Origin of the sequence: Virgibacillus proomii, assembly GCF_900162615.1 — a bacterium.
Lineage (GTDB): Bacteria > Bacillota > Bacilli > Bacillales > Amphibacillaceae > Virgibacillus > Virgibacillus proomii.
In genome coordinates, this window is the sequence record NZ_FUFN01000010.1 from 942,801 (window position 1) to 956,955 (window position 14,155).

Genomic DNA, 14,155 nt, shown 5'->3' on the forward strand with positions numbered 1-14,155 from the left:
AAATTTGACACTGATTGAACTACTTCTTAAACATGGCAAATATTTAAATATATACTCAAATGGTGAAATTTGGTAGATAACTTAAATTCATTATTTGTCCCGTATTTAAGTTACCACAATCCTTACTTCAAGAGTTTTGGAAGAATACGTTATAAACTCTATTGGGGGATAACGGCACCTAACGCTGAAGAGGGTCGACAGGACAAGGAAAGACTACGATAACGATACACCGCACGACGAAAAATTGCCTTTTCTTTTTAGGGACAATACGAGTTTAACCTTCGTTTTCTACTTCTTAACAATGGGGAATGAGGGAAAAGCTCTTTAATTAATACTAAAGGAAAGTATAAAACCTTTAGGCTTTATCGTATAAGAAAAATAGCTTTCTCTAAAGACTTGGCAACAAGCCAAGTTTTACTAATACTATATAAAAGTATAAAATTTTAGGCTTTGTCGTATAAGAAAAACTACAGCTTTCGCCATAAAGACTTAGCGACAAGCCAAGTTTTTCTAATGAATTTTAGTATAATACAAGATAAAGTCTATGACAGAAGAATGGGGGAGGACGATTGGCAACTGTAATTGAAATGAAAAATGTTTCATGGAAAAGAGACGGGGAGGTTTTGTTAAATAATATAAATTGGAAAGTAAATAAAGGAGAGCATTGGGCAATACTCGGATTGAATGGTTCTGGCAAAACAACGTTATTGAATATGATAAATGGTTATATTTGGCCGACTACTGGCAAAATCACTGTCTTAGGAAATATGTTTGGAAAAACGGATTTACGGAATTTGAGAAAGAGAATAGGTTGGGTAAGCTCATCATTACAAGAGAAAATAAAAGGAACGAATACGGTCGAAGCTATCATTCTTAGCGGTAAACATGCTTCTATTGGTTTATATGAGCAGCTGGAGAAAACAGATGTTGAGTTTGCTTACCAATTAATGAAAAAACTAGGTATCGAATATTTGCAAAACCGACCTTACCAAACCGTTTCACAAGGGGAAAAACAGAGAATTTTAATTGCACGCGGGCTGATGGCAAAACCAGATTTATTAATTTTAGATGAACCGACGAACGGGCTCGATTTTCTAGCACGTGAAGAACTCCTAAGCTCCATTAATGAATTAGCTAAACAGCATGATGCACCAACAATTATATTTGTAACGCATCATATGGAGGAAGTTCTATCAGTGTTTTCGCATGTACTTCTGCTTCGAGATGGGACAATCTTTCAAGAAGGGCTTACCAATGAGATTACTTCTAGTGCGAGTTTATCTGAGTTCTATCATATACCTGTTGAAGTTACTAAAAAGAACGAGCGAACATGGATTTCTTTAAAGAGACTATAAATAAAGTGAGTGAAATAATCAACCTTTTTCTTTCCCGAACAAAAAGAGGCTGAGAAAAAACTCTTCTAAAATGAATAAACCGCATAAAATGCAATTTAAAAATCTAATTTAAAAATCTGATTTTATGCGGCTATTTTTATACTATAGGAAAGTTAAAATTTTAGGGTTTATCCCGCATGTAAGGTGCCGTAAGTTTCCCACTTCAAGTCCTGAGTTCGTGCAAAGGTGCTAAGTCGGAGAAAACGGCACCTAAATGCCCGATTGGTTCAAGGGCCTTTAGGTCATACCTTTAAGGTACTAACATTCCGTGTAAAAAGCATTCCACGGAATGAAGTTTCACTTTATCGTATAAGAAAAACGATAGCGTTCGCCATAAAGACTTGGCGACAAGCCAAGTTTTTCTAATGTTATAACTAATGGCAAATAATTTTCAACTTACGCCCTACCTCTTTTATACCCAGCCAAAACCTCTTACGACCTGAGCAATTGTAAAAGTTACTATAATAGCGATAGCTGTCGGTAGAGCAAAGGAAACAAATGTCCATTTGGCGCTTTTTGTTTCTTTCCAAATATTTAGCATCGTTGTTCCACAAGGATAATGTAAAAGCGAAAACAGCATCATGTTTAGTGCGGTTAACCACGTCCAGCCATGATCGAGAAAGATTTGTTTTAAATCACTTAAGTTATCTACTTCAATCATAGATCCAGTGGCGAGGTATCCCATTAACAGAATTGGTAGGACAATTTCATTTGCTGGAAATCCTAAAATAAAGGCGGTTAAAATAAAACCGTCTAATCCGATAGCATGAGCGAATGGATCTAAAAAGCCGGCAAAATGCTCGAGTACACTTTGATCACCAACAAAGATATTTGCCAAAATCCATGTGATGATCGAGGCTGGTGCAGCAACAATAACAGCTCTTTTTAAAACAAACCATGATTTATCTAATGTAGCCCGAACAATCGTGTTCCATATTTTCGGTTTTCTATAAGGTGGTAATTCCAGTGTATAATGAGATGGCACACCTCGTAATAACGTTTTAGACAATGACCAAGAAACAAAAACAGTCATTACAATACCGAACAATACAATCCCAACAACAACAGCTGCTGACACGAAGGTACTCATCCCGCCTGAAAATCCGGCAGCCATAAATAACCCAGCAAGTAAAATTAATAATGGCCAACGACCATTACAAGGTACAAAGTTGTTTGTTAAAATAGCTATCATACGTTCTCTTGGCGACTCTATGATTCTCGATGACATAACCGCAGCTGCATTACAGCCAAATCCCATCGCCATGGTTAGGGATTGTTTTCCATGAGCCCCTGATTTTTTAAATACTCGGTCCAAATTAAAAGCAACTCGTGGCAAGTAACCAAAGTTCTCAAGTAATGCGAACATAGGGAAGAAAATTGCCATCGGAGGTAACATGACACTCACAACCCATGATGTTCCTCGATAAAATCCTTCAACTAAAACTCCGTATAGCCAGTCAGGAGCGTGTACCAATTGAAAAAAAGCAGTAAGCCAACCTTCAACAACGGAAAAGATTTTGGTGATGACAATTCCTGGATAGTTTGCTCCTACAATCGTTAAATAAATGACAACTCCGAGTAACATAAGCATAATTGGGAAACCGTATATGCGTGATGTTAGGATTTTATCCAAGTTTTCATCGAGCCAAGATACTTTTTTCTTCGTATAATGAACCGATTTATTCGTAAGAGTTTGTGAAGTTTGATAGATTCTAGAAACGATATGATCTCTCATTTCATGGGAAGTATTGTCACCATATTGTTTAAAAAGCTGATCAAGTTGATGTTCTGCATTATGCGCCATGACAGCACCCTCCCTTCATTGGCTCATGTTTTAAACTTGTAAACTCTGGATTACTAATATATGCTTTTAAAGCTTCCAGTAATTTAGTATCGCCATCTAACAAACGTAATGCTACCCACCTTGAGGGTAAAGCATCTCCAACAATTTGCTTAATCTGCGGTTCTAATTCGTTAATTTGTTTTTCAACCATAGAATTATATTTAATTTTATATGGATTTGTATGAATTTTTCCTTCAATCATCTGATCAATGGTTTTCAACAGTTGAATAATACCCATTTTTTCTCGTGCGGAGATCAATACAACGGGGATACCAAGCTGTCTCGATAACTCCTCTTTATCTATTGTTATCCCTTTATTCCTTGCTTCATCAATAAGGTTCACACATAGGATTGCTTGATCTGTCATTTCTAATACTTGCAATGCTAAATTCAAATTTCTTGCTAATGATGTAGCATCGACAACGACTACTGTAACATCCGGCTGTTCAAAAATAATGTAGTCTCTGGCAACCTCTTCATCGGCTGAGTTTGAATAGAGTGAATAAGTTCCAGGCAAATCAATTACTTTATATATATGCTTATCTGTTTTTAATTCGCCTTCTGCAAGCATAACGGTTTTACCAGGCCAGTTTCCGGTATGTTGCCTTAAGCCTGTCAGTAGATTAAAAAGTGTACTTTTCCCTGTATTAGGATTTCCCGCTAAAGCAATTGTATGACTCATTTTATATCACCTCTTTCAGTACTTTTTTTCCATAAATTAATGAGCTTTCTTCTTTTCTTAAGGCAATCGTCGTATTGAATACTTTAAATGCGATAGGATCTCCTAAGGGGCTTTTTTGCACCACTTCAATAACTGCACCTTGTACGAACCCTAAATCAAGCAGCCTCCTTCGCATAATATCTTTTACTTGTATAGAAGTTATTTCTAGTTTGTCTCCAATTTGAAATTGATAAATTGGCTTATCTTCAATCATTTCTGACATCTCCTTTGGTCTATAGGCAAACAGTTGGTCTAAGGAAACATATATATAGAATTATATTTTATGTAACATATGAAAGGTTGGGTAAAACGTTCAATTGTTTCCTTTCTAAATATATTATGATTATAACTTAAAAAGTTTGCCTAGCACAACTAAAAAACAACTAAAATTAATGGCAGTTTTTTACGAGATATCGAAATCAATGAACTTATGAGAGTAGCTTTAAGCTGTTTATTTCCTTATACAAGATGGCCATTTGGAGAACATCTATCTGTTGTAGGTACTACCGAATACTATAAATTAAAACAATATGATTTAAGTGGTATTGATTTTATTGTGAGTTCTATTCCGATTAAAGATGTGTTACCTGTACCTGTTATTGAAGTAAATGCAATATTAGGTAATCAGGATATACGTGCTATTAGACGATATGTTTATCATGATCAACTAAATAAAAATATATTTTTCACTGAGGATTTAACATTTTTACCAAAAAGCAAGTGTTGGAGTATTTGTGCAACATTTTACATGAAAGAAATTTGATTGATTACACATTTTTACCGGCTATTTATGAACGAGAAAAGATTGCTCCTACAGCTTTTGGAAATCTAGTAGCCATCCCCCATCCAATTGTACCAAAATCACGGAAAACATTTTTAACAGTTTGTACGTTGAAAAAACCAATTTTATGGGCAGATAAACAAGTTCAGTTTATTTGCTTAATTAGTATAAAGAAAAATACCGAAGAAGAATTACAACCAATGTATGATTTAATAAGCGAAATCATTGATAATAACTGCCTTGTGCAACATTTAATTAAAGCTAGTACGTATCATGATTTTGTTAAGCAATTATCCAAATGTGGTATTAATTTTATAAGCTGTCGAAACCATGTTGTTAAGTGAACAAAATGAGGTGTGTATATTGTTTTTCTTGACCGGTTTCCTTATTTATTACAGATGGTTTTAAACGTATCGCTTATTTTTCTTGCCATCATTCTTCATTTCTTCTCCTCAAAGAATTAGTGGTATTTGCTCGTATTTTGTTGGCAAAAGAAACGGCAGATCATCAACTGTTTTTAGCAAATATTTTAATTTTCTTTTTTTATTTTGAATTTGTAGCAATGATTGTAAAGTATTTTAAAGAGAACTACCATTTCCCGCTCCGTTATTTTTTGTATATTGGAATAACGGCAATGATTCGTTTATTATTGTCGAGCATGATAACGCGGTTCATACGATGCTTTACTCTTTTGTGATACTTATTTTAATTATTGGCTACTTTATTATGAACTTGACACTTTGCGAACGTCCTCAAAGCAAATGGTTCTTTCACAAAAATGATTAAAACATAATGGATGATATGATTTTTTCTTTGCTTTTGAAATAGGTATTGACTAACATAGAAAAAAGGATTGGTACAAAAAGCCAATCCTTTTTATTTATTCTTATCTTTATCGTGGTGTTTTAAAGCCAACCTTGTGGAATAGTACACAACGATACCAATAACAAGTAGGTTAATAATCCATCCGAGGAGTCCAAACCCTGCGAAATGAAGCCCATATCCGCCCATCATGCGTGCTCACCCCTTTTTTATCCCGCATGTAAGATGCCGTAAGACTCCCACTTCAAACTTTTGAGTTGATATAACAGGGTGAAGTGGAAGAAACGGCACCTAAATGCCCGATTCGTTCAACTAACATTTCTTGGGAAAGGCATTCCAAGAAATGAAGTTTCACTTTATTCGTTAGGTCTATCAAACTCCTTTTGGGGACCTCTGTCAAATTGACCGTTTCCATGACAGAAATTAAACATTGCTTCATAATCTTCGTTAGAGAAGTTTGGATGCATTTTTTCCATATAAGGTCTCATCTCATTTAAGAATTGATTATTCTCATTTGTATCGGCAAACGTGTAAGTTGCTGCACCTCCAATGATTACTGCACCTGCTAGGATACCGATTATCATTTTTTTCATTTTCTCCAACTCCTTTCTTTTGATCATTTTTATCATACCGAATTGTTTTGAGGAACCTATGAAGAACTTATGTAGAAGTTGTGAAGATGTATTTTTCCACTTCATCGCATGGTATCATGAATAATAGTTAAGAATATATAAAAAAACACGCATCTAAAAATATGTTTAGTAAGTAATGTTTTATCCATTTAAGGCTATTAAAAGCCGTCCAAATAAAACCGCTTTGCTTTATTTTTAATATCTTCTGATGTACAACTGGTTATGCGTATAAAATTTTTATTCCGCATCTAAAGTGCCGTAAGACCCCTGCTTCATAGGGCTAAAGGCAACTAAATGCCTTGATTTAATTCGGGACAACAGGACAAGGAAAGCTTCTTGATTAGACATCGCACGCAGAAAAAGCGCACTTCTTTTTCAATGACAGAGTTGCTACGGCAGCGACGCATCGCACGCAGAAAAAGTGTTCTTCTTTTTCAATAACAAGGAAAGCTTTGGATGAAGGAAAAACACCACTGAATGAATTTCACTTTTATAAAAAGGTACGTAAACATTTTAAACGTTTTCTGCTTTTAGAATGTATAGTAATTCATTGAAGGGGAGAGGGTAACGGTGACAAAAATACTAATTGTTGACGACGAAGAAGTTATTCGTGAAGTGTTAGCAGCTTATTTTGAAAAAGAGGGCTGGAATATTATATTTGCAACAAATGGATTAGAAGCTTTAAAACAAATAAAGGAAGAAAACCCCGATATTATTATTCTTGATTTAATGTTGCCGGATATTTCGGGGGAAGAGGTTTGCAGATTAACAAGAAAAGATAACGATGTTCCGATCATTATGCTTACAGCTAAATCTGCAGAGGATGATATTATAAATGGGATCGTCATCGGAGCAGATGATTATGTAACCAAACCATTTAGTCCAAGAGAAGTAGTTGTCCGTACTAAAGGATTGTTACGACGAGTGAGAAAATCAATAAGTAATCGTAAACTCAGCTTTAATAATCAACAATTAGTTATTGATCATTTTAAAAAAGAAGTTCGTTTTAATGATCAACTCATTTCACTAACTCCGAATGAATATAAAATATTAGTAACCATGGCAAGTTATCCGGGTAGAGTGTACAGCCGAGGTGATTTATTAGTTAAGATTCAAGAAGATGATAACTATTTTGAAGGTTATGAGCGAAGTATTGATACACATATTAAAAATTTGCGAAAAAAGATCGAAACAGATTCTCGACAACCTGTGTTTATTTTGACTGTATTTGGAATGGGATATAAGTTTGGAGGAAAGCCGGATGAGGCTAACACTTCGTACTAAGATCTTTATCTATTTATTAATTGTTTCCCTGAGCGGGGTGTTTTTAACAAGTTTTTCCATATTTTTTGGTGTTGAAAATCAATTTTCTAGCTATCTAGAGGAAAGTAGAGAAGAAAAGATATCTTTAATAGAAGAAGAAATTACTAAGACCTATCAACAAACAGGAAGATTATTAAGTGACCAAGGAAGTAGTATGTTGCATAATCAAGCAATGACAGAAAACCTATATTATAAAATCGTTGATAAAAATGGAAATGTCATTGCAGATACAACAATGATGCAACGGATGATGCACCGAATGCATGGTTATTCCCAATCAGAAGCCACCGATTTCGATTCAAGCTCACATACGATAAAATTAGGAGGTGAAGCAATTGGTGAACTGGAAGTCATATACCCCGTAGAATTAGTTGGTGAGGATTTTACATTTTTGAAATCAATCAAACAAAATATTCTTATTGCTGTTCTTGTTATTTTGTTCTTGTCCATTTTATTTAGCTTTTTATTTTCCAGACGATTAACTGCTGGCTTTATACGTTTAACTAAAGCTATTCAGGAGTTAAAACGACATAAACGGGTAAATGTCCCTGTAAAGGATTTAACTATTGAAATGCAACAGCTTGGAGAGTCCTTTAATGAGTTAGCTACATCACTTGCCAAGGAAGAAAAATTAAGAAAACAATTTACAGCTGATTTTGCGCATGAATTAAGAACGCCGTTAGCAACATTACGCAGTCAACTAGAAGCTTATCAGGATGGGATTTGGGAGCCTACTCCGGAACGTCTTGAAAAAAGTCATCATGAATTAATGCGCTTAGTTCGCTTAGTTAATGAATTGGAAAAGCTGATTGCAGTGGAAAATCCACAAAAAAAATTAAACTTTGTAACATTGGAAGCTGGAAAACTAATTAGCTTATTAGCGAATCAATTTAGTCCACTATTTCAGGAGAAAAACGTGATTTTAGAAGTAATTCCTCCTCAAGAAGCGAGTTATTTTAAAGGGGATTATGATCGGGTTATCCAAATATTAACAAATCTTGTTAATAATGCATTGCAATATACGCCCGCCGGTAAAAAGGTATCTATTTTTGTAGAAGATCGACATGATTATGTCTGCTTTGTTATGAAAGATGAAGGAATTGGAATAAAAGAAGGAGATCTGCCTTTTTTATTTGAAAGATTCTATCGTGGTGATAAATCGAGAGCAACGAAAACAGGTGGAATTGGAATTGGATTGTCGATTGTAAAGGCGCTGGTAGACGCACATCAGGGAACCATTCATTTTGAAAGTGAGGTTGGCCATGGTACAACGGTTACAGTTTGTTTTTTAAAAAGAGGAATAAATTAAATTAGCTAGCTGATGCATGAACAGCAATTTTGCAAGAACAAATATTGGTATAAAATAGTTATACTAGACAAAGGAAATTTTGAGTAGTTTGTAGCAATTCATAGCAACTTATTTTCCTGTACTATAGGAAAGTATAAAATTTTAGGGTTTATCCCGCATGTAAGGTGCCGTAAGACTCCCACTTCAAGTCCTGAGTTTGTGCAGAGGGTCAAAGTGGGATAAAACGGCACCTAAATGCCCGATTGGTTCATCTGGAATTTCTTGGGAAAAGCATTCAAGAAATGAAGTTTCACTTTATCCCGCATGTAAGGTGCCGTAAGACTCCCACTTCAAGTCCTGAGTTTGTGCAGAGGGTCAAAGTGGGATAAAACGGCACCTAAATGCCCGATTGGTTCATCTGGCATTTCTTGGGAAAAGCATTCAAGAAATGAAGTTTCACTTTATCCCGCATGTAAGGTGCCGTAAGTTTCCCACTTCAAGTCCTGAGTTCGTGCAAAGGGGCTAAGTCGGAGAAAACGGCACCTAAATGCCCGATTGGTTCATCTAGCATTTCTTGGGAAAAGCATTCAAGAAATGAAGTTTCACTTTATCGTATAAGAAAAACTACAGCTTTCGCTAAAGACTTGGCGACAAGCCAAGTCTTTCTAAGAAGTAAGTCTTTTAGGATAAGTGTTTTATGTTTTATCAAGAGGAGTAGATACAAGGATAATTTCCAGTATAAGCATGAATTGTATCAATTAAGTAATCCAAATAGGGAGCTAACCTTCCCATTGATGACAACTTCGCTTTGTAAAATGAAGTGTGTGCCATTTTATTTTCTGTACGTATTTGTATATAACAAATAAAAACATTAAAGTAGGGAGTTAAAGTGAATGAATCGAAAAATTGAATATATATTAGGAATTGTTGGTTTTTCAATGGATGCATTAGTGGCCATTATGAGTGGAGTTTTTCTACTTATACTTCATAGTGGGGTAGATTTTCTAAAAGACGCTATTGACCCAACGGAATATGGGGCGTTTTCTGATTTTTTCCCCGTATTTATTAATTTATTGTGGATTCCTATTCTTGGGTGTGTTATTAGCTTTATTTTAGGGTTAATTGCAGTAGTAAATATAAAAAAGAATCCGAAAGTTGCCGGAGGTTTTTTCATAGCAGCTGCGATAATTAGTAGTTGGTTGTTGTTTTCAGGATTTTTCTTTCAATCTGTATTTTATTTAATTGCTGGGATTATGTGCTTTGTACGAAAACCAGAAGATAGCGCTATGGAATAAGCTAAAAATCGAGAGAATAGAGTAGATTATCCTTACTTAAATGTAGCTGCCAGAAGATTGAAAACACCCCAGAAGTATCTTACTCTAACTTCTGGGGAAATGAGGGTTACTGTTATCTAGGATAGGCATAGATAACATAGCGATCTGGTGCATCACCGATATAGGAAAATGGATAGCATGTAGATACGGTTAATACTTCATCCTTTCGATCAGGATCAATGACCGTTGTATCATCTGCAGATACAATTTTATGATCCTGAATGGTATATACAAAAGTACCATGTTCCATTTTTACATGGAACTCATCTCCGTCTTCTAACTTATCAAATTCTCTAAAAACTGTATCTCGATGACCAGATAGTAAGATTTGTTTATTTTCTCCGGGAAAACCTGTACCGGTGTAATGCCCAACTCCCTGAGCCAACTCTTCTTCATCTACACCTTCTACGATTGGGACTTCACGATCAAGTTTTGGAATATATAAAATTCCAATCGTATCTCCTGTTTTAAATTGGTCATAACTAAATTTCTTGACATTTTCTACCTCTTTAACAACCGTGTTCGAAACAAACGATTTTGCTTCATCCATCCGGTCACTTTCCATTGCTTTAAAGTTATATAATTGAAATCCGCCATAGCCAAGAATCGCTATTCCACAAATAATTAACACGATTGAAAATGCCCGAAGCATACAATTCACCTCAGCCTATTTACTTATCATTTTTATTCTTACTTTCCACCATATAATAAAAATAATCTTAAAAGGATGTTCAAAAAGCCCTATCCTGTTTATTGAACTCGTATTTATATGTTTTCGGCTAGTGATGACATAAAAAAATGTAGCTTCTAAAAAGTTGTAATTAAACCATGTTTACGGATAAGAATAATTGACTCATCTCCATTTTTTTAACGGCTTTTGTAAGCAGTTCCTCCGGTTGAACTAAACCAATACGTACATAGCCTTCTCCTGATTTTCCGAAAGCGTTACCTGGTATTACAACAACTCCAGCATCGTCTATTAGTCGATACGTAAATTCTGTAGATGTAAATGATTCCGGTACCTTTGCCCAAATAAACATGGATGCCTTTGGGGGATCAACTTTCCATCCTAATTCACTAAAACCTTGAATTAAAATATCTCTGCGCTTTTTATAGACAGATCTTAACGTTTGACAAAAATCTGCGCCATGTTTTAAAGCGGAGATAGCGGTTTTTTGAATAGGTAGAAAGACTCCAAAGTCAATATTTGATTTTAACCGTTTCAATCCATCTATAATTTCAGCATTACCTACAATATAACCAATTCTACAACCAGCCATGTTGAAGCTTTTGGAAAAGGAATTAAACTCTACGCCAACTTCTTTTGCTCCATCGATTGATAAGAAGCTAATTGGTTTTTCTTCATAATAGAGTTCAGAATAAGCAAAATCATGAAGGACGGAAATGTCGTATTTTTGGGCAAACTTAACTACCTTTTCAAAAAACTCTTTTGTAGCAAGAGCAGGTACAGGATTGCCTGGAAAATTCAATATCATCATCTTGGCTTTTTTTCTAATTTCTTCAGGGATGGCTTCTAAGTCAGGCAAGAAATTATTTTCTGCCTTTAGCGGCATGGGATATGGTGTTGCATTAGCTAAAGAAACTCCAGTTTGATAGGCAGTATACCCAGGGTCAGGTAAAAGAATAATATCACCCGGGTTAGTAAGAACCATTGGTAAATGTACAAGTCCATCTTGTGAACCCATTACCATTAAGGCTTCTGTTTCTGTATGAACAGGTGCTGCATATTGTTCGGTATAGTAAGTTGCAATCATTTCGTGTAATTCATCTATACCGGTTAATGTATAGCCATATTGTGCAGGATCTTGAACATTTTTTGTCATTTCGTCTATTACGAACTGAGCAGGAGGTAAGTCTGGGCTTCCCACACTTAAATCAATCATTTCCAACCCTTCCTGCATTTTTTTCTTTTTGTAAGCAGATAGCTCATTGAAAATGGAAGTTTGAAAATTAACCATTTTATTAGCTAGCCTTATACTCATATAGAATCACCTCATAGTTGACTATCCAGAAATGGAGATTAGTATGATTATACCATTCTTATAAAAGATGGTGGGTAATTTTTGAACATTTTTAACAAGCAATTTAAATTTGCAAGCTTTTAACTTAGTTATTTTAATGCATAATGATAGAAAAAACAAATAGGGCAATAGACTTAAGGGAAAAAGTCTTTTGAAAGACTTTATACTAGAATACGTAGATTCAGTCTACATTAATTAATTTCTCCCATGATTAATATTATACGCCTCTCTACAAACTAACACTCCTGTCTCCTCTTTAGTTTTAAATTTTTAGAAAATTAACTTGACAGTCAAATAAAGAATAATTAGAATAATGGTAAGATAAAGTGAAACTTGCCATGAGACACTCATGGTTAGATGAATCAATCGGACATTTACTGGAAGTTCCCTCCACTAGATTTCTTGGATCCTCTTCCTCCACTAGGTGGAGGATCTACTGCCGGTTAGATGTGGGATAAATAAAAATGGGGAAGTGAATGATTTGTCTTTACGTGCCCGGAAAATAGCTGAAAAGAAAGAGGAAATTATTCGAATGGCTATACGCGTATTATCAGAGAAAGGGTATTATGGCATTACGATGGAGGAAATTGCTTCAAAGCTATTAATGACAAAAGGTACCGTTTATTACTATTTTAAAGATAAGCAGGATCTATTATATCAAAGTCAAATGATGTTGTTAGGAAAAAGTTTGGACAATATGAACTCCATCCGACAACAGGACTTGCCAATAATGGATAAGCTAAAAAAAGCAATGACCACCCACATTGAATATCTCCTTACTGAAAAGTCGGGGTTTGAATCAATGTTAAAGCCGGAGCAGATTTTTTCTAAAGAACAGCTCGAGGTCATTTTAAAACGGAGAGATGATTATGGGAAGTGTTTTGACCAGCTGATCGCAGAAGGAATAGAAGCGAATACTTTTTACCCCGTTGACATAAAAGTAGTTAGAAATATCATTTTGGGAGCGATGAATTGGGTAATACAATGGTATTCAGACAGTGGAAAAAAGAGTAAAACAGAAATTGCTGAGGATATTACGGAGTATTTACTTCGGATTTTAATAAAAACGGGAGGCGATTAAATGAACATTACAAATTGTGTATCTGTAGTGACCGGGGGTGCATCAGGTCTAGGTGAAGCAACAGTGAGAAAGCTGGTTGCAGCTGGGGGAAAAGCGGTAATTTTAGATGTATCTAAAGAAAAAGCAGTCACTCTAACAGAAGAACTCGGTGATAAAGTGACATTTTTTCAAGCAGATGTTACAGATGAATTAAGTGTCCAAACGGCGTTGGATGAAGCGATAGAGAGTTTTGGCAGAGTGGATGTTCTTGTGAACTGTGCAGGAATAGGCATTGCAGAGAAAACGTTTGGAAAACGCGGCGTACATCATTTAACTACGTTCTCTAAAGTGATTGAAGTCAATTTAATCGGTACTTTTAATGTTTTACGTCTTACTGCTGCAAAAATGGCTGAAAATGAGCCAAATGAACATGGTGAACGTGGAGTAATTATTAATACGGCTTCTGTTGCTGCGTTTGATGGACAGATTGGTCAGGCAGCGTATAGCGCATCAAAAGGGGGAATTACCGGTATGACATTGCCAGTGGCGAGAGATCTCGCTTCCTTAGGAATTCGCGTGATGACGATTGCACCGGGATTATTTGAAACACCGTTATTTGCAACCCTTCCAGAAAAAGCTAAACAAGCATTGGGAGAAATGACACCATTTCCATCAAGGCTTGGCAAACCAGAAGAGTATGCATTGCTTGTTAAAAGTATTATTGAAAACCCAATGTTGAACGGGGAGACAATCCGCTTAGATGGTGCCATTCGTATGCAGCCAAAGTAATAAATAAGCGACCAGTAGCAACTATGGTAATTATTTTCAATCAGTAGCAAGCTGATAAGAATAGCTGATGAAAAAACAATTTAAGTGTCAAACATGTCAGCTAAAAACATGTTGTGGGAAATATAG

Annotated in this window: 15 protein-coding genes and 1 pseudogene; 9 read left to right on the forward strand and 7 right to left on the reverse strand. The window is 35.4% G+C overall.

Annotation, left to right across the window (positions count from 1 at the left end; all coding sequences use genetic code 11):
- The first annotated feature begins 569 nt into the window (after positions 1-569).
- Entirely contained in the window at positions 570-1,355 is a 786-nt protein-coding gene (locus BN1066_RS12195; RefSeq protein ID WP_077319766.1) for an ABC transporter ATP-binding protein, read from the forward strand.
- Between the two features lie 451 nt (positions 1,356-1,806).
- Here BN1066_RS12195 and BN1066_RS12200 read toward each other — a convergent pair whose 3' ends face one another.
- From BN1066_RS12200 to BN1066_RS12210, 3 genes are read right to left on the reverse strand one after another with little or no spacing between them, the layout of a single operon-like run.
- Entirely contained in the window at positions 1,807-3,198 is a 1,392-nt protein-coding gene (locus tag BN1066_RS12200; RefSeq protein ID WP_077319767.1) for a nucleoside recognition domain-containing protein, read from the reverse strand.
- Positions 3,188-3,919 carry a FeoB small GTPase domain-containing protein gene (locus BN1066_RS12205; RefSeq protein WP_077319768.1) on the reverse strand — a complete coding sequence of 244 codons (732 nt, stop codon included), beginning with the start codon at positions 3,917-3,919 and terminating at the stop codon, positions 3,188-3,190. Before BN1066_RS12205 ends, BN1066_RS12200 begins: the two co-directional genes overlap by 11 nt.
- A 1-nt stretch (position 3,920) precedes the next feature.
- Entirely contained in the window at positions 3,921-4,172 is a 252-nt protein-coding gene (locus tag BN1066_RS12210; RefSeq protein WP_077319769.1) for a FeoA family protein, read from the reverse strand.
- Positions 4,173-4,388: 216 nt separating this feature from the next.
- Here BN1066_RS12210 and BN1066_RS12215 point away from each other — a divergent pair, with 216 nt between their 5' ends.
- The 3 genes and pseudogenes from BN1066_RS12215 (at position 4,389) to BN1066_RS12225 (ending at position 5,525) form a co-directional block, all read left to right on the forward strand.
- Complete coding sequence (locus tag BN1066_RS12215; RefSeq protein ID WP_077319770.1) at positions 4,389-4,721, forward strand: PTS sugar transporter subunit IIB domain-containing protein; 333 nt, start codon at positions 4,389-4,391, stop codon at positions 4,719-4,721.
- Positions 4,691-5,083 carry a PTS sugar transporter subunit IIA gene (locus BN1066_RS12220; protein ID WP_179104380.1) on the forward strand — a complete coding sequence of 131 codons (393 nt, stop codon included), beginning with the start codon at positions 4,691-4,693 and terminating at the stop codon, positions 5,081-5,083. Before BN1066_RS12215 ends, BN1066_RS12220 begins: the two co-directional genes overlap by 31 nt.
- A 54-nt stretch (positions 5,084-5,137) precedes the next feature.
- Positions 5,138-5,525: pseudogene (locus BN1066_RS12225) on the forward strand (phosphate-starvation-inducible protein PsiE).
- Between the two features lie 90 nt (positions 5,526-5,615).
- On the opposite strand, the gene BN1066_RS20275 reads toward BN1066_RS12225, so the two are convergent.
- Both BN1066_RS20275 and BN1066_RS12230 read right to left on the reverse strand, forming a co-directional pair.
- Positions 5,616-5,753, reverse strand: coding sequence for a hypothetical protein (locus BN1066_RS20275; RefSeq protein ID WP_179104381.1), 138 nt, complete (start codon positions 5,751-5,753; stop codon positions 5,616-5,618).
- Positions 5,754-5,917: 164 nt separating this feature from the next.
- Complete coding sequence (locus BN1066_RS12230; protein ID WP_077319772.1) at positions 5,918-6,154, reverse strand: hypothetical protein; 237 nt, start codon at positions 6,152-6,154, stop codon at positions 5,918-5,920.
- 609 nt (positions 6,155-6,763) lie between these two features.
- Between BN1066_RS12230 and BN1066_RS12235 the strand changes: the two genes are divergently transcribed.
- The 3 genes from BN1066_RS12235 to BN1066_RS12245 all read left to right on the forward strand — a co-directional run bounded on the left by BN1066_RS12235 (position 6,764) and on the right by BN1066_RS12245 (position 10,099).
- On the forward strand, positions 6,764-7,477 hold the full coding sequence (locus tag BN1066_RS12235; protein WP_077319773.1) for a response regulator transcription factor: 714 nt from the start codon (positions 6,764-6,766) through the stop codon (positions 7,475-7,477).
- Positions 7,455-8,825 carry a sensor histidine kinase gene (locus BN1066_RS12240; protein ID WP_077319774.1) on the forward strand — a complete coding sequence of 457 codons (1,371 nt, stop codon included), beginning with the start codon at positions 7,455-7,457 and terminating at the stop codon, positions 8,823-8,825. The genes BN1066_RS12235 and BN1066_RS12240 overlap by 23 nt, the downstream gene beginning before the upstream one ends.
- Before the next feature lie 872 nt (positions 8,826-9,697).
- On the forward strand, positions 9,698-10,099 hold the full coding sequence (locus tag BN1066_RS12245) for a DUF4064 domain-containing protein (protein WP_077319775.1): 402 nt from the start codon (positions 9,698-9,700) through the stop codon (positions 10,097-10,099).
- A 112-nt stretch (positions 10,100-10,211) separates the two neighbouring features.
- Here the strand turns inward: BN1066_RS12245 and BN1066_RS12250 are convergent, their stop codons facing one another.
- Complete coding sequence (locus BN1066_RS12250; RefSeq protein WP_077319776.1) at positions 10,212-10,790, reverse strand: class D sortase; 579 nt, start codon at positions 10,788-10,790, stop codon at positions 10,212-10,214.
- 169 nt (positions 10,791-10,959) lie between these two features.
- Positions 10,960-12,141 (reverse strand): LL-diaminopimelate aminotransferase, encoded by a 1,182-nt coding sequence (locus BN1066_RS12255; protein WP_077319777.1) that lies wholly within the window; start codon positions 12,139-12,141, stop codon positions 10,960-10,962.
- 520 nt (positions 12,142-12,661) lie between these two features.
- Here BN1066_RS12255 and BN1066_RS12260 point away from each other — a divergent pair.
- Together BN1066_RS12260 and BN1066_RS12265 are read left to right on the forward strand one after the other, a co-directional pair.
- The gene (locus BN1066_RS12260; protein WP_077319778.1) at positions 12,662-13,261 is read left to right on the forward strand and encodes a TetR/AcrR family transcriptional regulator; all 600 of its coding nucleotides are present in this window, start codon (positions 12,662-12,664) and stop codon (positions 13,259-13,261) included.
- A complete protein-coding gene (locus BN1066_RS12265) occupies positions 13,262-14,029 on the forward strand; it encodes a 3-hydroxyacyl-CoA dehydrogenase (RefSeq protein WP_077319779.1) in 768 nt (255 codons plus the stop codon).
- Positions 14,030-14,155 lie beyond the last annotated feature (126 nt).